The organism is Gluconobacter sp. P1C6_b (assembly GCF_018811945.1).
Taxonomy (GTDB): Bacteria; Pseudomonadota; Alphaproteobacteria; order Acetobacterales; family Acetobacteraceae; genus Gluconobacter.
In genome coordinates this window covers 1-18,861 of the sequence record NZ_JACRVU010000027.1, presented here as the reverse complement: position 1 = coordinate 18,861, position 18,861 = coordinate 1, and the positions used below count along the sequence as shown (strand labels likewise).

Below are 18,861 nucleotides of genomic sequence, written 5' to 3'. Positions count from 1 at the left end.
TTACTGAGTTCGAAAAAGAATTCGCCGATCTTTATTACAGTCACCTGAATATGATTTTCGGCATATCCGGAATTCCCATAACAGTCTGTGCGGACTCTGCCGTTGAATAAGCGCGTTTACTGCCGCCATGCGCGGTAAACGTCTCTTCCCTCGTGTCTTTTTCTGTTGCCCACCCCCTGAACGGAGGCCTGAAAACCGATGGCGTCTCGATCTGAAATTCTGATTGTCGGTGGCGGTGTTGCCGGTCTTTCCCTTGCAACCCGCCTCGGCAAGTCGATGGGAAAATCCGGAAAGGCGCGCATCACGCTGATCGACAAGAGCTTTTCCCATGTCTGGAAACCGATGCTGCACTGCTTTGCCTCCGGCACGCTCAGCAACGAAAACGACAAGGTGAACTTCATCTCCCAGGCCAGCGGCCACCATTTCGAGTTCTGGCCCGGTGAGGTCGCCTCCATCGACCGCGAAAACCGCGAAGTCGTCCTCAGCCCGCTTCTGGAAGCCGACGGTACGGTCATTCTGGAAAGCCGGCGCATGAAATACGACACGATCGTCATTGCGATCGGCAGCTGCGCCAATGATTTCGGCACGCCCGGCGTCAAGGAGCACTGCATGTCCATCGACAATCTCGTGGAGGCCAACGCCTTCAATGAGAAATTCCGGATGGAACTGCTCCGCGCCTTTGGCAACAATTCCGAACTGGACATCGCCATTGTTGGCGGCGGCGCCACCGGCGTCCAGCTCGCCGCCGAGCTGCACAAGGCGCTGGAAATCGTCGGCCCCTACAACCTGCATGCTTTCGGCAAGGCTCCGCCCAAACTGCACGTTACGCTCCTGCAGTCGGGTGCCCGCATCCTCCCCGCCTTTCCGGAGTCCGTTTCCGCCGCAGCCCAGCAGGAACTCGAACATATCGGCGTCACCGTCCGCACCAATGCGCGCGTTGCCGCAGCCGATGACCATGGCTTCACGCTGAAAGACGGCTCCTATGTCCCCGCAAAACTCCGTGTCTGGGCGGCGGGCGTCAAGGCTCCGGAAGTCACCACGGCCTATGGCGGCCTGACGATCAACAGGACCGGGCAAATTCTCGTCAATCCGAACCTGTCCTCGATCGACGACGAACATATCTTCGCACTTGGAGACTGTTCCTTCATTCAGGACGATCCCCTTCCCGCCACGGCTCAGGTCGCACGGCAGCAGGCCAAGCATCTTGCCCGTTATCTTCCGGCATGGATCGAGCACGGCCAGAAGGTCCCCAGCTGTATTTTCCACAACAAGGGCGCGATCGTGGCTCTGGGAAAGTACAATGGCTGGGCGGCCCTTCCCGGCGGTACGGTCTGGGGCGGTGGCATCTCGCACGGCTTCTCGGCGCGGATGGCCCATCTCATGCTCTATCGCCAGCACCAGATCGAGCTGTTTGGCTATTACCGGGGGCTGATGTCCTTTTACTCCGACTGGGTCGAGACCTTCGTCCGGCCTTCCGTGCGGCTAGACTGAGCATCATCCGCGCCTGAGGCGATATCCGCTGAATTGCCGCTCTGACCCAGAGTGGAAATGTAGCGCTTGTTCGTCAGGTTGGAGCCGGAGCTTTTGACGTCTCCCGTGTAGCTGTAACTGCGCGTGCCGGTGTACCGATAGCCGATCGCCCAGGAGAGGCCGCTCGTCTCGGGGGATCAAGGACTTCGGCTCGTCAGAGGAAGTCCGGGAGACCGCAGCGTCATCGCTAAAAATGCGACGTGCAAGACGCCTGATCGTTTGCACCTGAACAGTCCCTCTGAGGGGGCTGGCTCTCACGGATCAGGCGGTGGATGAAGGCCAGCTTGTGCATGATCCCGGCGGTCAGCACGAACGGGTAGAAATCCGCCAGCCCCATGGAACGGTTCAGACTGTTCACCGCATAGGTCAGCGGCAGCCAGGCCTGCATGATGTCCTCGAAGGACGCTTGCGTGTATGGGTCACCCAGCGTTCGACCCGAGGCATGGCCGATCCCCGGCACCCGCGGATCCACGCTCACGCCGAACGCACAGGCCGTCTCCAGCGTGGAGACGATATGCAGGTAATGCGCCCAGGTCTCGGCAAAATCCTCCCAAGGGTGGGACGTGGCGTAGACGCTGACATGGCTGTCCTGCCAGTCGGGCGGTGTGGGGCTGTCGTAATAGACCTGAAGCGCCTTCTGGTAATCCGCGCGGTCGTCGCCGAATACCGCCCGACACTCGTCGAGCCGCCCGGCGTCGCGCACCAGAACGTTCCAGTAATAATGCCCGATCTCGTGCCGGAAATGCCCCAGCAGGGTGCGGTAATATTCCCCCATCTCGACGCGCATGCGCTCACGGGACGCATCATCGGCTTCGCGCATGGCGATGGTAATGACGCCGTTGGCATGTCCGGTCATGACGGACGATGATCCGTCCGGCGCGTCGTCGAGGAAATCGAACACCAGTCCGTTTTCGGGGTCCTGACGCCGGTCCTTCAGCGGCAGTTTCAGCCGCAGCAGCGTGTAGAAGAGGCGGTGCTTGGCGACCTCGATCTTCCGCCAGCGCTCAAGATTTCCGGGAGTGTCGAGGTTCGGGATCGTCCGGTTGAACCGACAGGCCAGACAGAACGACCTGTTCCCTGTCGCATCCGGCGTCGTCAGCCAGTTGCAGACGTCATCGTCATGATTGGAACAGTACAGGACCTGTTCGTGTTTCACCGATGGCTCCAGCGGACGCCATAGCCGGTCCCCGGCAGGGTCCAGCGCCGTCAGCAGAGACTGCTCGGGCAGGTATCCGACGGCACGGCGACAATGCTCACAGACCGTGTTTTCAAAAAAGAGGATCTGGCCGCAGGACTGGCACTCAAAGAGCTTCATGGGATCGCATTACACCGGGTTGCCCGATCATGGCCAGTTCCGGGGCCTCGCGCCCTGACAGAAGGGGCTCCGCCCGCATCGTCACGTCGAACGTGGCGCGGCAGCGGTCCAGCATTCCGGAAATGGGCGCGGCCTCCTCTGGCCGGCCAGCCACCGCAAGCGGGATGTGATGTTGCGCCACCACCAGTCCCGATGTCGTATCAAAGCCGACCCAGCCGTCTCCGGGAATCCAGGCTTCCGCCCAGGCATGCAGATCGCAGTTCCATCCGTCGGCGGGGTCAGACTGAATCAGATAGCCGGACACGAAGCGCGCCGAAAATCCCAGATGCCGCAGGACCGTCACCAGCAGCCACGCACTGTCCCGGCACGATCCGCCTTGCCGCTGCAGCGTCTCTTCGGGCGTCCAGACTCCCGGCTCAAGCCGGCGCTGATAGGTCAGGTGCTCCGCTACGGCACGGTTGAGATCCGCCACTGCTTCCGAGGTCTTTTCCGCTCCCGCCATACGCCAGAATTCGACGAAGCGCGCCACATGTGCGCCAGCCGCGTCCACATCGCGATAGGCGGTACAGACCGGCGCTTCCGCAATCCCGGACAGGACCGGCCGGACGCCCAGATCCACATCCATGCGGACCGAAACATCGAAGCCCGTTACACGTTCCGGAACCCGGATTTCCGCCACCCGGTTGCCATAGGCGTCCTGCCGCCAGGTCATTTCCGCCGTCTCCGGGGAGACCTCAAACGCGTAATCGCGGATCGCGGATCGCACACGGGGTACCGGGCATAAACGCACGGTCTGACGTCCCAGGAAGACGGGCCGGTCATACTGATATCGGGTCTGGTGGCGCAGTATGACGCGGGAATTCATTCTCAGGAGGCCCTGTGGAAACGGTTTCAGATACTCGTATTCAGACACGTGATTTTCGGGCCATCCCGTTCCGGCAACCATTGGGTCTGACAGCAGTCGAAACATTACCCTATCAGTCTTACCGGGAACCGCAACAATTTCCGCCGGACTTTTCCCGATCCGTCCAAATGGAAAATTTCACGCTTGGCAAAGCGCTGGAATCTTGCTCCGTTAATAAAATATCGTAATGAACCGGCACGGCTGATCGGGTTTTCCATCGGCACAGGGTCGGCGATGAACAGGGTTGTGAGGCAGAGAATGAACAGGCCGGTTTTGCAGTCTCCCAGACCCGCTTCTGCCAGCGCTTCTCCAGCCAGTGCCGCCCCGGCTTCCGGCGCCTCCGCCAAGAGCGCGGCCGGGATGTTCGCCGCCTATGACACACCGGATTTCTTCTGCGAACTCATGAACCGGACGGATACGCTCCCTCCGAGCCTTCAGACCGTGCGTGACCGTCTCGCGGGGTTCGATCTTGCCGAACTGCGCCACCGCACAAACACGGCGGAAGCGCAGCTCTATCGTCTGGGCATCACTTTCACCGTCTATTCCGACCGCGAAGCGATCGACCGTATCCTGCCTTTCGACATGATCCCGCGCGTCCTTACGGCAACGGAATGGGAGCATATTGACCGTGGCGTGCAGCAGCGCGTCAAAGCGCTCAACCTGTTCCTGCGTGATATCTATCATGAGCGCCATGTCCTGCGGGACGGCATCATCCCTGCCGATCTGGTGCTCAACAATCCGAATTACTGTGAAGCCATGGTCGGCGTGCGCGTGCCTGGCGACGTCTATGTCCATATCAACGGGACTGACCTGATCCGCGACCGCAGCGGGCGTTTCATGGTGCTCGAAGACAATGCCCGCACGCCGTCGGGTGTGTCTTACGTCATCGAGAACCGGCACATGATGCTGCGGCTGATGCCGGATCTGGCGTCGGGCATGCCCCTGCGGTCGGTCGAGGAATATGGGCTGAGGCTGCACCAGACGCTGTGCGAGGTCGCACCCGAAGGCGTGAGCGATCCGCAGGTCGTACTGTTCTCGCCGGGCATCTATAATTCCGCCTATTTCGAGCATGTCTTTCTGGCCCGCGAGATGGGGGTGCCGCTCGTCGAAGGCCGGGACCTGATCGTTGAGAACCACCGCGTTTATATGCGGACGGTGGCAGGGCTTCGCCCCGTCCATTCGATCTATCGCCGCCTGAACGACGAATTTCTGGACCCGCTGGCCTTCAACCCCGACAGCATGCTCGGCGTCCCCGGTCTTGTGGAAGCCTATCGGCGCGGGAATGTCACGCTGGCCAACGCGCTGGGAACGGGCGTGGCGGACGACAAGGCGGTCTATGCTTACATGCCGCGTCTTATCCGTTACTATCTGGGGGAAGATCCTATTCTCGACAGCGTGCAGACGCATATCTGCGCCGAAGAGGCAGGTCTGGCCTATACGCTGGCCAATATGGACAAGCTGGTGATCAAGCCGGTCGGCGAGTCCGGCGGCTATGGTCTGCTGATCGGCTCGCAGGCCACGCAGACGGAGCTGGACGAGTTCCGTGCCAAGCTGCTTGAGGACCCGTCCAACTATATCAGCCAGCCCGTCATCGATCTGTCCGTCTCCCCGACGCTGTGTCCCAGCGGGGTCGAGGCGCGGCATGTGGATCTCCGGCCGTTCGCCCTGACCGGACACAACACATGGGTCCTCCCCGGCGGACTGTCCCGCGTGGCGCTACGCAAGGGGTCGCTGGTCGTCAATTCCTCACAGGGCGGTGGTTCGAAAGATACATGGGTGATGGCCCGATGACACAGACCGGCACACGTTTTCCCGCCATGCTCGCCAATCTGAACATGCTGCTGTCGCGCTATGGCGAGAGCATGATGTGGCTTGCCCGCTACATGGAGCGGATCGAGAACCTCGCGCGTCTTCTGGAAGTCACGGAAGCCTTCGTCCGCAACCCCGATGGCAGCCCCGGCTGGGATTCAATCCTTCAGATCAATTCGGACGAGGAGCGCTACGCCGCGATCTATCCCCTCCCCGCGACGGAGGAGAACATCCTCGCCTTCTACATTACGGAAAGTGCGAACCCGACATCCATCCGCGCCATGGCGCACATGGTCCGCGAGAATGCACGCTCGGCCCGGCCGCTGATTTCCACCGAGATGTGGATGCAGCTCAACGTCTTCACCCGGAGCATGATGGAGCTCTCCACCCCCGACATCCGGCGCAACGGGCTGTCCGGGCTGTGCAACCGCCTCAAACAGGACTGCCAGACGCATTTCGGCGTCACGGAAGGCACGCTGTACCGCGATCAGGCCTGGCTGTTCTATCTGCTTGGCAAATATCTCGAGCGTTCCGACCAGATCACCCGTCTGATCGACATCCGCTACCATACGCTGCTGCCCGGCGGCGAAACCTCGGGGTCACAACTGGATATCACGCAGTGGGGGTCTGTGCTGCGCTCGGCCGCTGCCTATCACGCGTTCCGGCGTTTGCAGCCCGTTACGACGACGCCTGCCAATGTGGTGGGTTTCCTGCTCAAGAACGAGGGTTTCCCCCGCTCCCTGATGCTCAACCTGCGGCAGGTGGACAACACGCTCAACGCCCTGTCCACCCATTACAACCTGCGCCATCAGTGCAGCCCGCTTCAGGAGCGCATCATCAACCTGCGCGCCACGCTCGAGGATCAGACAGCCGAGGACATCATTTCCCGCGGACTGCATGAATACATGACCTATATCCAGGACCAGCTTGCGGCCTTGCAGGCGGAAGTCTCGGTTACATTCTGGCCTGCGGCCCCGGTCATGACGCGCGAGGAGACACTCACCCCGCAGTAAGGGCGCTCTCCACGGGCCGGGACACGGCCGCGATCTTCAGCGTTACGCCCGCATCTTGCAGCATTGCAGCGTAACCGGGATCGATGCCGTCATCGGTGATCACCACGTCGAACTCGGAAAGGGCTGCCAGCCGGCTCATGGCCGAGTTGCCGAACTTTCCGCTGTCCACCAGAAGCACGCGCGAGTCCGCCACCGCCATCAGGGCCTGCTTGGCACGGATGATTTCCTCGACCTGATGATAGGCCGTCAGGCCGTGGATGCCGGCAGCAGAGACAAAGGCCAGGTCGATGCGCATGGACATCACGCTCTGTTCGCAGACCATCCCCACGAAGGCCTCGAATGTCGGGCTGTACCGTCCGCCCAGACCGATCAGGCCGAGCGTCTCGCAGGCTCCCAGACGTGTTCCGAGTCCCAGGCTGTTGGTCACGACCGTCAGCGACGCGATGGCGGAGAGGCTGTCTGCCATCGCCCGCACCGTTGTGGAATCATCGAGCGCCACCGTATCGCCCGGGCTGATCAGGGAGGCCGCGAGCGCGGCGATGGCCTGTTTCTGCGCAACGGCCTGGCGCGCCCGGTACACCACGCTCCCCGACGAACTTGCGCTCGGCAGGGCCGTAATGTCCGGGCCGATCCGACGGAGCAGTCCCTGCGCGGACAGAGCCAGAAGGTCCCGGTTAATCGAGGCCCGGCTCAGCGAAAACCTTTCCAGCAGGTCCCCGACCGACACCACGCCCCGCTCCGTGACATAGTCGAGGATCCCGCGCCGGCGGCCAGACAGAACCGGCCCTTCCACGAGCACGGCATTCATCAGGCATCCACCCCGGCAGAGACCAGCGTGCTTACGCTGTCGATCAGCTTCATGAAATCCGCGGGCTCCCAGCCTGCGCGGCCGATCAGCACTCCGTCCACGTCCGGCAGGGCGACATAGTCGCGGATATTGGCCTGCGACACGCTGCCGCCATAGAGCAGCGGGATCCGGACGGTGCTGTCGGGGCCTGTGATGTCCTGCATCACGGCGCGCAGTTTCGTATGGATCTGCGACACGAATGGGGCTTCTGCCGGGCGGCCCGCCGAGCCGATGGCCCAGACTGGCTCATAGGCGATCAGAACCCGTGCGAAATCCTCCTGCGACAGCCCGTGCAGCGCGATTTTCGCCTGTCGGGCCAGCGTTTCCTGCGAGACCCCGAACTCGAACTCGTCCAGCGTATCGCCGATGCAGACCAGCGGCCGCAGACCGTGCTTCAGCGCCGCGCGGACCTTGAGGTTCACCGTCCAGTCCGTTTCGCCGAAATGCTGCCGACGTTCCGAGTGGCCGATCACCACCATGGATGCGCCGCATTCGGCGATCATCGGGGCGGAAATTTCCCCGGTCCAGGCACCGCTTTCTTCCCAGAACATGTTCTGGGCGCCCACGATCATGGGGCTGTCCTGAAGGGCCGCGCTCACGTCTTTCAGGGACGTGAACGGCGGATTCACGAAGGTCCGAACGCCCTCGGGGGGACGAAAGGCCGCAAGGGCCCGGGCCGCCGCAACGGCTTCGGCGGGGCCCTTGTTCATTTTCCAGTTCGTCCCGATCCAGACGGTCTTCTGATCCACGGTTAACCTCACGACAGGGTTTCAACTGGCCGGGCACTCATGCCGATTCTCCCGGATTCTGACTTCCCCGGAATATCTTTACCGCTAAACCATAACAGAAAAAATGGCATCCGTCCCATGAATAACGATACATCTCTCAGCCCCCTGAAACAGCCCGGTGACGGGGGCTTCTTCCCTAAAGCGTCGTGTTGCCAATTCGGTTCCAGGCCGCCATATAGATGACAGAATATTGCAGGTCCTGCCGGGACTGATCCTGACCGGTTTCAGCCGCCCGGCCTGTGGAGACCTGTTTCTGGCAACGGAGCGCTCACATGACCCGCGAAACAGCTGCAACGGCCTTTCTGGCAGCGAAAAACATTCCCTTCAGCGTCCATGATTACGAATATGCCCCCAATGGCGGGCTGATCGGAATGCAGGCGGCCGAGGCTATCGGCGTGGCGCCCGAAGACGTGCTCAAGACGCTGGTGGTCGAAGTGGACAAGAAGCAGCCGGTCTGTGTGGTGGCCCCAGCGCATCAGCGGATGAACCTGAAGAAGGTCGCGGCGCTGTTCGACGGGCGCAATGCGCGGATGATGAACCCCGAGAAGGCGCAGGAGCTGACGGGGTTCCAGTCAGGCGGGACCAGCCCGTTCGGTTCGAAAACGCCGATCCCGGTGGTCATCTCGCAGGACGCCATGCCGCGCGAGCATGTCTATATCAATGCGGGCGGCCAGGGTTTTGTCGTACGGATCACGCCAGCGGACGCCCAGCGCGCCACGGATGCCAAAGTGGCCGATATCGCCGCGGACTGAGCCGCGTGACCGCTTCCTCCATGGCGCTGGACAACGCCGCGACGCACAAGCTTTCTCCCGAGCTTGCGCTGTCCGGCCTGCAGATGGAACTGCTGCACCGGGTGGTGTCGTTCTGCGAGCGACATCAGTCGGATGATAGCGCGCTTTTCGTCATTGAAGGTGCGGCGGGCACGGGGAAGAGCGTTGTCCTGAACGCGATCTTCAATACGCTCCAGACCCGGGCACGAAGTGGCGCGGCGGATGATCCTCTGCGTGGTCTGCGGAACATGGTGATCGTCAACCATCCGGAGATGCTCAAGCTCTACCGCAACATCGCGGCCACCATGCCCAACCTGCGCAAGAGCGATTACGAGCGCCCGACGACCTTCATCAACAAATCCGCCAAAACAGGAAAACGGGCGGATATCGTTCTGGTGGACGAAGCGCATCTGCTGCTGACACGGCCGGACCGTTACAACCATTTCGCGCAACAGAACCATCTGGAAGAAATTTTGCGCTGGGCACGGATCGTGGTGGTGGTGTTCGATCCGTTGCAGGTCCTGAAGTTCAAGAGTCACTGGTCCACCGATCTTCTGGAGAGTTTCCGCAAGGGCCGCCCTTCGGAGACGTTCCATCTCGACACGCAATTCCGCGTTTCGGCCAGTCCGGCAACATGTTCGTGGATTGATGGGCTGGGCCAGGGCGAGATCCTGCCGCGGCCGAAAGATCCGTCCTTCGATCTGCGGATCTATGACGACTGTGCGAAGCTCTATGCGGATCTGTGCGCGTGCAATGCGAAATACGGCCTGTGCCGCCTGCTCTCAACCTATGATTACCCCTATACGCTGAACGGTGAGGATCATTTCATTACCGAAGGCGATTTCCACCTGCGCTGGGACCGCTCCCTGCCAACCGAAAAGCTGCCCTGGGCCGAGCGCCCTGATACGATCGACGAAGTGGGGTCGGTCTATACAATCCAGGGGTTCGATCTGAACTATGCAGGCGTCATTCTCGGTCCCTCACTGTTCTATGACGCGAAGCATGATCGGATCGGGGTGCGGCCGGAGCGTTATGAGGACAGCGCGGCGTTTCAGGGGCGCGACGGAATTGCAACGCCGGAAGAGGCGAAGAAGCGCGTCATTCTCAATGCGCTGAATGTCATCCTCACACGCGGCATCCATGGGCTGTTTCTGTATGCTCATGACCGGGCCCTGCGGGAGCGCCTGCTGCGAACCTGATCCCTTTGCTCGCGTTTGCGTGAGTTGCCATGCCGCAACCGCTCTGTTCCTGTGCGGCAAAGGAGATTTCAATCATGTCCCGTCACACATTTCTGGCCTTCGCCTTCAGCGCCGGCCTTACGGCCCTGACTGCTGCCTCTCCCGCCCTCGCTGCACAGACCGTGGACAAGGGCACGCTCCCATCGGGCAATGTGCAGATTATCGGGCGGTTTTCCAACGCCCAGCCATCCGGCATTGCGGTCCTGCCCGACGGGCGGCTGGTGCTTGGTTTTCCCCGCAGCGCGCATGAACATTCCGGCCCGCGTCTGGCGCTCTATGCCAACGGCAAGCTGACGCCCTTCCCCGATGCGGCCGCGCAGGAACAGTTCGTCTCCCCGCTTGGCATGACGGTCGATGCGAAGGGACAGCTCTGGGTTCTGGATGAAGGCATGGTCGCAGGAACGGGGACTGTTGCGGGCGCGCAGAAGCTCTTCAGGATCGATCCTGCAAACGGAAAGATCGCACAGGTCATCCCGCTGGGGGCGCCGGCCCTTCTGCCGGACAGCCATGTCAATGACGTCCGGATCGACCTGACGCATGGGGCGGCGGGAACGGCATTCATTACCGACACCTCCACGGGTGTTCATCCGGCGCTGGTCGTCGTTGATCTGGCGACGGGACGTCAGCGGCGTATTCTCGCCGATACGGTTTCCGTCATGCCGGTCCAGGGCTTCGTAGCCGTGATGGATGGTGTCGCAGGGCGTTATGATCCGGCCCATGCCATCCTGCCCCAGGGGGGAGTGAACGGCGTTGCCATCAGCCCCGATCAGCAGACGCTTTACTGGCAGCCCCAGACCAGCCGCCGCCTCTATTCCGCACCGACCGCCGTCCTGTCCGATCCGAAGGCCAGCGAGACCACGATCGAACGGGCGGTGAAGGATGAAGGCGAAACAGGCATGGGCGACGGCATGGCGACCGGGCCGGACGGATCGCTCTACATCACGGATGACGAGCGTCATGCCATTCTGCGCCGCAAGCCGGACGGAGAAATGTCCGTTGTCGCCCATGATCCGCGCATGACCGAACCCGATGGCCTGACCTACGCCAATGGCGCCCTGTATGGCACGATCGGTCAGTGGGCCCGGCTGCCGGTTTTCCACGGCGGCAAGGACCTTGAAGTCATGCCGTATATCGTTGTGAAGATCGCCCCCCTGGACTGAGGGCGCGCAACGCCGGGGGCTTTACCAGCCCTCCGGCGTCAGTCCCATCGCGCTCGTACCGGTTCCGGTCATGGTCCCCAGCCCGGACTGCAAACCGGACTGGGGACCAAGGCCGTAATTCCCCCCGCTCCCGAAACCTGTTCCGACGCTGACGGCGCCGTGGATCTTGTGGTCCGACCTAACGGTGTCTTTCTGGTTATCCGTACCGCTGGTCGCGAGGGGGCGCAGCAGCGCCGAGCGGCTGTCGGCCGCTTGCGGGCGCGGATGGGAACATCCTGCCAGTCCAGCCAGAATCATCACGACAAAAATCCGCTGTTTCACATGCTGCTCCTTCCCGGACCGGGCTGATACGGGGCGTCTGTCATAACCGACATGAACCGCCGGCACAGCAACGAACAATGACACAGCTTTACGGAAACAGATGTCCCAGCCTCAGAAACCATGCCGGAACCTGACACACAGGATCATATATTTGAAATACAAAGTCACATAGTGAAGGTTATGTTATTCCTTTCGTATTTTAAATGAAACATATTGACTCTTTACTACACATTCCTCCGAATAGGCGTTTACCGTTTAGTAACACTTGCGGAAAACCCCTTTCGTCAGGATGATGTATAATGGCGTCAAAGCTTCTTATAAATGAGTTCATGTTCAACCCAAGTGTATCCGGTGATCCTGACGAATTTATTGAAGTAAAAGGCGATGCCAGCACGGATTACAGCGCCTGGTCCCTGATTGTCGTCGATGGTGACGGCACTGCGGCGGGCAAGATCGACAATGTCTTTACACTGGGCGTTACAAACAGCGACGGTTACTGGGTCACACCTTTCCAGACCAACACGCTGCAGAACGGCACGCAGACTGTTCTTCTCGTCAAGGATTTCACGGGCAAGGTCGGCGATGATCTCGACACGGCCAATGCGGGGACTTTCACATCCACCCCCTGGTCCGAAATCGGCGACACGATCGCCGTGTCCGATGGCGGCAAGGGCGATCCGACCTATGCTGGTGCTCCGGTCCTGACGGGTTCGATCATCAACGGCGCCTCTCGCATCCCCGACGGGACGGATACGGATAGTGCCTCGGACTGGATTGCGGATGATCCGTCCCTTGCCGGCATCGACGGTTATGGCACCGTTGCCGCGGCAGGCAAGGTTCTGGTCACGCCGGGCGCAGCGAATGACGGAACCTCTTCGGGAGGCAGCACCGGTGGATCGGGCGGTTCGGATACGGGCGGCAGTGGATCTGGCGGCAGCGACACAGGGGGAAGCGACACCGGAGGAAGCGGGTCCGGCTCCGGCAGTGATACGACGACGCCGCAGGAACTGACGATCCAGCAGATCAACGGCACCGGCTATTACAGCCCGTATGCCAACACCTCCGTCATGACCACGGGTGTTGTGACCGCTGTGGACACGAATGGCAGCATCGGTTTCTGGATCCAGCAGACGAATGCCGACAAAAACACGGTCGGCAGTGCGGGCATCTTCATCTATGCGGGCAAGACCGCCACACTTCCGACGGTGGGCGAGACCGTATCCGTCACGGGGACGGTCACGAATTATTCCGGCACGTCGTGGAGCAAATCCCTCACCCTGCCGGAAATCAACCTCGTCTCCTACACCGACACCGGCGCGGCCTATGTGAACGTCACGCCGACGGTTGTTGGTCAGGGGGGCTGACGGTTCCGGCGGCGTCCTATCTGGGCGATCTGACGCAGGCGATCGATCTGAACAAGAGCACGGCCTCCCTCAGCCCCGACACCAATGCGCTCGATTTCTACCGCAACCTGATTGGCCAGGTCATCACGATCCATGATGCCGTGGCTGTTGGCGCCACGGCATCGAACGCGACCTGGGTCGTGCCCGATGGCGGCGATGGTCTGCTGACGCCGACTGGCGCGCTTCAGGAAACGGCCGACAGCGTCAATACGCAACGGATCGAGCTTTATTACGACAGCGGCGTCACGCCGGGGTCTGCCATCAGCGCGGAAGTCGGGGACAGGCTCGGCGACATCACGGGTGTGCTGACCTATTATAATGGCGTCTATGAGCTGGTCCCGACCACGCAGGTCACGGTTCTGCATACCGACACGCCCGCGCCGGTCACGTCCCTGCACAAGGACGCTCAGAACCTGCTGGTCAGCGACTACAACATCGAGAACTTCAATGCGCTCGATCCCGCAAACGTAGACCGTCTGAAGCAGGTCGCGCAGATCATCGTCAACAATCTCGACAGCCCGGACGTTCTGGCACTTCAGGAAATCCAGGACGACAGCGGCACGACCAATGACGGGACCGTCAGCGCGGAACAGAATCTGGCGGCCATCGTCAAGGCCATCGCGGATGCGGGTGGCCCGACCTATTCCTGGGCCCAGGTGGACCCGACCAACAACGCCTCGGGCGGCGTGTCGGGTGGCAATATCCGCAGCGTCTTTCTATACAATCCCGAGCGCGTCAGCCTCGCAGCCCCCGTCACGACCATCGGTGACGAGGAACTGGCCAGCGGCACTTTCAAGAACACCCGCCTGCCGCTGGTCGGCACGTTCGAGTTCAATGGTCAGTCGGTCACGCTCGTCAACGTGCATCTGTCCTCACAGGCCGGCAGCAGCGAGCTTTATGGTTCGACGCAGCCGCCCGTGAACCATGGCGGCACGACGGGAACGGTCAACAACCGCATCGCCCAGGCGCAGTACATCACGAACTACGTCAACGGACTGCTGACCCAGGACCCGACAGCGAAGGTCGGTATCCTGGGCGATTTCAACGACACCGAATGGAGCGATGCCCAGCAGGTCTATGCCAATGCCGGCCTGACGGACATGAGCACCACGGAAGAGCCGTCCAACCGCTACACCTATATCTTTGAAGGGAATGCGGAATCACTGGATCACACGATCGGCAGTTCGGCTTTTGCCAGCGCCGGAAAGTTCGAGACGATCGATGTCAACACAGGGTCGCTTACGGGCGAGTCCGATCATGATCCGTCCGTTACCCTGCTGGAAATGACGGATTACAGCGCAACGAACGGTGCGGCCCTGTCGGATGTCAGCCTGACTTCCGGGCAGACTGCCGCCGTTCACAGCGGCAGCGCGGCATCCGGGATCACGGTCGGGGATGGCAGCCGCCTTGCCCTGTATGCGGACAGCACCGCCAGCGGCATCAGTCTTGCCAGCGGGGCGAAGATCGACCTGCCGGAAATGGCCTGGTCCAGCGATGCCACCGCGACCCTGACGGATTCGTCAACACTCACCGTCACGAGCGGAAGCAGCACCTATACGATCAGCCTCGACGGTTCGTATGACGCCGGTTTCTTCAGCCTGGCCACCGATGGATCCGGGGGTACGATGCTGCTGGCGGAAGGCACGCCCTGCTATTGCCGGGGGACGCTGATCCTCACGGAGCGTGGCGAAGCGCCTGTCGAGAAGCTTCAGATCGGCGATCTGGTCCAGACTGCCACCAATGGTCTGCGCCCGATCCGCTGGATTGGCCGTCGCAGCTATTCCGGCACGTTCGCCAATGGCAACCGCGATATCCTGCCGGTCGTGTTCCGTCGCGGATCGCTCGGGCATGGCCTTCCGCATCAGGATCTGTCGGTTTCGCCCCTGCATGCCATGTATCTGGATGGTGTTCTGGTTCCGGCCGTCCTGCTGGTGAATGGCAGCACCATCGTGCAGGCCGAGCGCATGGATGAAGTGGCCTATTTCCATATCGAGCTGGAACAGCATGACATCATCATCGCCAACGGCACGCAGTCCGAAACCTTCGTGGACGATCATTCGCGCGGGATGTTCCATAATGCCGGCGAATATGACGTCCTCTATCCGGATGCCGGTACGGTGGCGGCCCGCTACTGCGCGCCGCGCGTTGAGGAAGGCGCACAGCTTGAGGCCATCCGCAGCTGCCTGAACCCTGCTGCCCGGAAAACCGCGACATTGGCGCCGCTCGAAGGGTATCTGGACGTCGCCACCCACAGCCATGTCAGGGGCTGGGCCCGCGTGCCCGGCAGTGACCGGCCCGTGCGGCTGCAGATTGTCGATAACGGTGTGGTTCTGGGCGAGGTTCTGGCCAATCGCATGCGGGACGATGTCGGAAGTGCCTGCGGTTTTCATTTCGACATTCCGGGTGGCCTGTCTTCCGTGGAGCGTCACGTTCTGGAAATCCGCCGGGCCGATGATCATGCCATGCTCGGCCATTGCCCCTGGATGATGGATCAGGCCGCGCAGCAGCCGCGTCAGGCCATTGTCGCGACCGTTCCCGTTGCACCGCTGGACGGCTGCATCGATATTGCAACGCGCAACCGTATCGCAGGCTGGGTCTGCAACCCGGCCACACCCGATGAGGCCGTGACGCTGCAGATCGTTGATAACGGTGCCGTTCTCGCTTCGGTCGTCGCCAACGGACGTCGTCCAGACGTGGCGCGCACCGGACGACCGGTACTGTGTGGCTTCGATGTCCTGCTGCCGGGTGGCCTGTCCCCCATGACGCGCCATGTTCTGGAGATCCGGCGCAGTTCTGATGGTGCACTTCTTGGCGAACCGCAGGTCCTCGAACCGGCGAACGCTTTCGACGCGGACATGAACCGCAGCATTGCGCGCGCCGTGGCTGCTGCGGCGGAGGATCAGGACGGAGATCAGGTCCTGTCCTTCCTGCTCGCACAGGTGGACAAACTCCGTCAGGCGCGCTCGGATGCCACGAGCGGCACGGCGACGGCCACGTTCGATGCGGCCCTGCGTCGCCGTGGCCTGTCCACGAAAGGCTCTGTCACGCGCAAACGGGCCCTGGTCATCGATGGGCAGCATCCGGACGCGAAACGCGATGCCGGATCACAGGCCATCCTGTCGCACATGGCAGCTCTTGAAGCTCTCGGCTACGACGTCTGCTTCGTCGCTGCCGACCAGATGGACCGGACGTCCACACTGGACGCGCGGCCCGGCGTCACCGTCTTCGGGCAGCCGTTCTTCGCTTCGGTGGAAGACGTGCTGCAGCGTCAGGCCAACAGCTTCGACGTCGTGTATCTGCACCGCGAGGACATCGCGACGCGTTACATGGCGCTCGTGCGCCGCAACCAGCGCAGGGCCCGCGTGCTGTACAGCGTCGCGGATCTGCACTTCCTGCGTCTTGCCCGTCAGGCGGCGGTTCAGGGACGGCCCGAACTGATGGCGCAGGCCAGCCAGATCCGTATTGCCGAATACAGGGCGGCCCTTCAGGCCGATGCTGTTCTGACGCATTCCGAAGCCGAGGCCGCACAGCTCCGCAAGGGTCTGCCGCAGGCCAGTGTACATGTCGTTCCCTGGGCCATTCCTGCGCAGAACGGTTCTTCCGCCCGTCGCGATGGCGTGGTGTTCGTTGGCAATTATACCCACGCGCCCAACGCCGATGCGGCCCGCTGGCTGGTGGGCGAGATCATGCCAGCCGTCTGGGCGGCTGATCCGACCATCCGCTGCACGCTGGTCGGAGCGGACATGCCCGAGAGCCTCCATGCGCTTGCCGATGAGCGCATCCGGGTTCTCGGACATGTGCAGGATCTCGGAGCGGTTCTGGCGGCCCATCGCCTGAGCGTCGCCCCGCTGCGTTTCGGAGCGGGGATCAAGGGCAAGGTGATTGAAAGCCTCGCGTCCGGCCTGCCCTGCATCATGACGCCGGTCGCAGCCGAAGGGCTCGCCCTGCCGGGTGCGCTTGAGAACCTCGTGCAGGGAGATGCGGCCGCTCTGGCCGCGCGGATCGTGGCCCTGCACAACAGCGCGGACCTGTCCGGACTGGTGGAGGCCGGTCAGACCTTTGCAGAGGAAGGCTACTCCAGCCGGGCTGTTACCACGGCCCTCGACCTGGCCCTCAGCGACAGGCCAGTCCTGCGGGAAGCCGTCTGAATCCGGCTGATCCGGACGGGTTTTTCTGTCCGGATTACGGATCAGCGCGTTCCGGTCAGGACGTCTTGGGAGTACCCAGCTTTCCGTTCAGGAACTGGGCCTCCCCGTTGCCGAAGGACCAGTCGGCATCCGTGTTTTCGACATAATTCACAATCACGTCGCTGGGAGCGATACCGCATTTTTCGGCCAGGGCTTCAGTCAGGATGCGGAAGAAGACCGTCTTTTCCTCAACACTGCGCGGGCGTGTCGTAATCGAGAGGATCATGACATCATCTGTGCGGGGGATGCCCAGCCCCGTATCCTCGATCCGCACCCTGCTTTTCCTGTGTTCGTAAACAATCTGGTACCGATCACGGGGTGGCACGTGAAACGCGTCGAGAACGGCCTGATGGGCCGTATCGAGGATTGCGGCAAGTTCCGTCTCGGAACGGCCTTCCAGCAGGTCAAAGCGGATGAGAGGCATGAGGTGTCTCCTGTCTTCAGGCAATGAAAACCGGAATCCAGCATGACGACGCACCGGCGCTGGCAGGAAGTAAATTCATCCTGATCGTCCCGTACACGATTATTTGGGAACTACATCCGGTATGTGACGCAGAAATCTAACGGTTCATGCGGTGATTTGCACAGACTGATCCTGCTTCAGTCTTTTTTCTCTTTCGGCGAAATGTGCAAGGCCCTGCCCGACGCGCTTGAGGAAATCGATGTCACGACTGATATCCTGTCGTTCCATGCAAACGGTGCGGAAGAGTTTTCCGCTCCCACGCCTCTCCAAGTGAAGACCGGCCAGACGAAAATCATCAACCAGCCACTCGGAATCATTTACTGTATCGAGCCCTGGAATTTCCCGTATTACCAGCTTGCGCATGTCGCGGGCCCATGGGGGCCTATGCCAATATTTTTCTGGATAATGATCAGTCCGCAGAGCTCATCAAAGATGACCGGATCCGTGGCGTTACGCTGACGGGAAGTGAACGCGCCGATCGGGCCATAGCGGCCCAGACGGGTGCTGCGCTCAAGAAGGACACGATGGAACTGGCCAATGATCCGCCTTACGGGCTTGGAGGTGCGGTTTTCTCACGGAATATCAGGCGCGCGGAAAAGGTCGCCGAGCAGGTTGAGACCGACATGGGCTTCATCAACACGGCCACCGCAGCAGCCCCGGAACTCCCTTTCGGCAGGATCAAGAACTCCGGCTTCGGACGGGAACTGTCCTTCCTCGGCCTCGAAGAATTCATCAACCGCAAGCTTGTCCGGATCAGATAAGCCGTTTCAGGCATCCGTCATGTCAGACAGCTGTCCGACAACCTGCCCCTGTCCGCGAGTTCCGGAAAGGCAGCTAAAGCACTCTGATTTTAAAGAATGAGAGGACCTAGGTCGAGTTGACAAAAGATCTATACGATCTGCCTGAGATCTGATTCACTTCCTGCCTGTGGGGTCAGGAGCAGAGAGAACAGGCATGGCACGAGGCGATCTGACGGATCATGAATGGGCGGTGATTGGCCCGCTTCTGCCTTCTGAGCGTGGACGTTGGGCCCGTCCAGCCGGAGACAACCGCCTGTTTCTCAATGGCATGCTGCATGTTCTGCGGACCGGCTGTCCCTGGCGTGACATGCAT

Annotated in this window: 15 protein-coding genes and 1 pseudogene; 10 read left to right on the top strand and 6 right to left on the bottom strand. The window is 61.4% G+C overall.

The window, feature by feature from the left end:
* Window positions 1-198: 198 nt before the first annotated feature.
* Entirely contained in the window at window positions 199-1,491 is a 1,293-nt protein-coding gene (locus KP701_RS13895; RefSeq protein ID WP_215747552.1) for an NAD(P)/FAD-dependent oxidoreductase, read from the top strand.
* Window positions 1,492-1,717: 226 nt separating this feature from the next.
* Here the strand turns inward: KP701_RS13895 and KP701_RS13890 are convergent, their stop codons facing one another.
* Both KP701_RS13890 and KP701_RS13885 read right to left on the bottom strand, forming a co-directional pair.
* Window positions 1,718-2,845, bottom strand: coding sequence for a putative zinc-binding metallopeptidase (locus KP701_RS13890; protein WP_215747551.1), 1,128 nt, complete (start codon window positions 2,843-2,845; stop codon window positions 1,718-1,720).
* A complete protein-coding gene (locus tag KP701_RS13885; protein WP_215747550.1) occupies window positions 2,832-3,710 on the bottom strand; it encodes a transglutaminase family protein in 879 nt (292 codons plus the stop codon). Before KP701_RS13885 ends, KP701_RS13890 begins: the two co-directional genes overlap by 14 nt.
* A gap of 399 nt (window positions 3,711-4,109) precedes the next feature.
* On the opposite strand from KP701_RS13885, the gene KP701_RS13880 reads away from it, so the two are divergent.
* Window positions 4,110-5,540: a circularly permuted type 2 ATP-grasp protein gene (locus KP701_RS13880; RefSeq protein WP_215747568.1), complete on the top strand. Its 1,431-nt coding sequence runs from the start codon at window positions 4,110-4,112 to the stop codon at window positions 5,538-5,540.
* Entirely contained in the window at window positions 5,522-6,571 is a 1,050-nt protein-coding gene (locus KP701_RS13875; RefSeq protein ID WP_215747549.1) for an alpha-E domain-containing protein, read from the top strand. Before KP701_RS13880 ends, KP701_RS13875 begins: the two co-directional genes overlap by 19 nt.
* Here the strand turns inward: KP701_RS13875 and KP701_RS13870 are convergent.
* The gene (locus KP701_RS13870; protein ID WP_215747548.1) at window positions 6,558-7,379 is read right to left on the bottom strand and encodes a DeoR/GlpR family DNA-binding transcription regulator; all 822 of its coding nucleotides are present in this window, start codon (window positions 7,377-7,379) and stop codon (window positions 6,558-6,560) included. The two genes, KP701_RS13875 and KP701_RS13870, sit on opposite strands and share 14 nt — an antisense overlap.
* On the bottom strand, window positions 7,379-8,167 hold the full coding sequence (locus KP701_RS13865; protein ID WP_371818989.1) for a triose-phosphate isomerase: 789 nt from the start codon (window positions 8,165-8,167) through the stop codon (window positions 7,379-7,381). The genes KP701_RS13870 and KP701_RS13865 overlap by 1 nt, the downstream gene beginning before the upstream one ends.
* 311 nt (window positions 8,168-8,478) lie before the next feature.
* Here KP701_RS13865 and ybaK point away from each other — a divergent pair, with 311 nt between their 5' ends.
* From ybaK to KP701_RS13850, 3 genes are all read left to right on the top strand, one after another.
* Window positions 8,479-8,958, top strand: a complete 480-nt coding sequence (ybaK, locus tag KP701_RS13860) for a Cys-tRNA(Pro) deacylase (RefSeq protein ID WP_062500700.1) — start codon at window positions 8,479-8,481, stop codon at window positions 8,956-8,958.
* Window positions 8,959-8,978: 20 nt separating this feature from the next.
* Entirely contained in the window at window positions 8,979-10,175 is a 1,197-nt protein-coding gene (locus KP701_RS13855; RefSeq protein ID WP_215747566.1) for a DUF2075 domain-containing protein, read from the top strand.
* A 74-nt stretch (window positions 10,176-10,249) separates the two neighbouring features.
* Complete coding sequence (locus KP701_RS13850) at window positions 10,250-11,374, top strand: SMP-30/gluconolactonase/LRE family protein (RefSeq protein WP_215747547.1); 1,125 nt, start codon at window positions 10,250-10,252, stop codon at window positions 11,372-11,374.
* A 21-nt stretch (window positions 11,375-11,395) separates the two neighbouring features.
* Here KP701_RS13850 and KP701_RS13845 read toward each other — a convergent pair whose 3' ends face one another.
* The gene (locus KP701_RS13845; RefSeq protein WP_215747546.1) at window positions 11,396-11,695 is read right to left on the bottom strand and encodes a hypothetical protein; all 300 of its coding nucleotides are present in this window, start codon (window positions 11,693-11,695) and stop codon (window positions 11,396-11,398) included.
* A 329-nt stretch (window positions 11,696-12,024) separates the two neighbouring features.
* Here KP701_RS13845 and KP701_RS16380 point away from each other — a divergent pair, with 329 nt between their 5' ends.
* Window positions 12,025-13,059: a hypothetical protein gene (locus tag KP701_RS16380; RefSeq protein WP_252345641.1), complete on the top strand. Its 1,035-nt coding sequence runs from the start codon at window positions 12,025-12,027 to the stop codon at window positions 13,057-13,059.
* Complete coding sequence (locus tag KP701_RS13840; RefSeq protein ID WP_371818988.1) at window positions 12,954-17,246, top strand: Hint domain-containing protein; 4,293 nt, start codon at window positions 12,954-12,956, stop codon at window positions 17,244-17,246. Before KP701_RS16380 ends, KP701_RS13840 begins: the two co-directional genes overlap by 106 nt.
* A 55-nt stretch (window positions 17,247-17,301) precedes the next feature.
* On the opposite strand, the gene KP701_RS13835 is transcribed toward KP701_RS13840, so the two are convergent.
* Entirely contained in the window at window positions 17,302-17,709 is a 408-nt protein-coding gene (locus KP701_RS13835; RefSeq protein WP_215747545.1) for a tautomerase family protein, read from the bottom strand.
* A 198-nt stretch (window positions 17,710-17,907) separates the two neighbouring features.
* Between KP701_RS13835 and KP701_RS16590 the strand changes: the two are divergent.
* Window positions 17,908-18,509: pseudogene (locus tag KP701_RS16590) on the top strand (aldehyde dehydrogenase family protein); the annotation flags it as partial.
* Window positions 18,510-18,702: 193 nt separating this feature from the next.
* Window positions 18,703-18,861 (top strand): transposase (locus KP701_RS13825; protein ID WP_215746342.1); only part of this gene is annotated, 159 nt, incomplete at its 3' end.

Coding starts and splice junctions, on each gene's coding strand:
- KP701_RS13885 (WP_215747550.1), bottom strand. CDS start 3,710: ATGAATTCCCGCGTCATACTGCGCCACCAGACCCGATATCAGTATGAC.
- KP701_RS13855 (WP_215747566.1), top strand. CDS start 8,979: ATGGCGCTGGACAACGCCGCGACGCACAAGCTTTCTCCCGAGCTTGCG.
- KP701_RS13870 (WP_215747548.1), bottom strand. CDS start 7,379: ATGAATGCCGTGCTCGTGGAAGGGCCGGTTCTGTCTGGCCGCCGGCGC.
- ybaK (WP_062500700.1), top strand. CDS start 8,479: ATGACCCGCGAAACAGCTGCAACGGCCTTTCTGGCAGCGAAAAACATT.
- KP701_RS13875 (WP_215747549.1), top strand. CDS start 5,522: ATGGGTGATGGCCCGATGACACAGACCGGCACACGTTTTCCCGCCATG.
- KP701_RS16380 (WP_252345641.1), top strand. CDS start 12,025: ATGTTCAACCCAAGTGTATCCGGTGATCCTGACGAATTTATTGAAGTA.
- KP701_RS13835 (WP_215747545.1), bottom strand. CDS start 17,709: ATGCCTCTCATCCGCTTTGACCTGCTGGAAGGCCGTTCCGAGACGGAA.
- KP701_RS13890 (WP_215747551.1), bottom strand. CDS start 2,845: ATGAAGCTCTTTGAGTGCCAGTCCTGCGGCCAGATCCTCTTTTTTGAA.
- KP701_RS13880 (WP_215747568.1), top strand. CDS start 4,110: ATGTTCGCCGCCTATGACACACCGGATTTCTTCTGCGAACTCATGAAC.
- KP701_RS13895 (WP_215747552.1), top strand. CDS start 199: ATGGCGTCTCGATCTGAAATTCTGATTGTCGGTGGCGGTGTTGCCGGT.
- KP701_RS13850 (WP_215747547.1), top strand. CDS start 10,250: ATGTCCCGTCACACATTTCTGGCCTTCGCCTTCAGCGCCGGCCTTACG.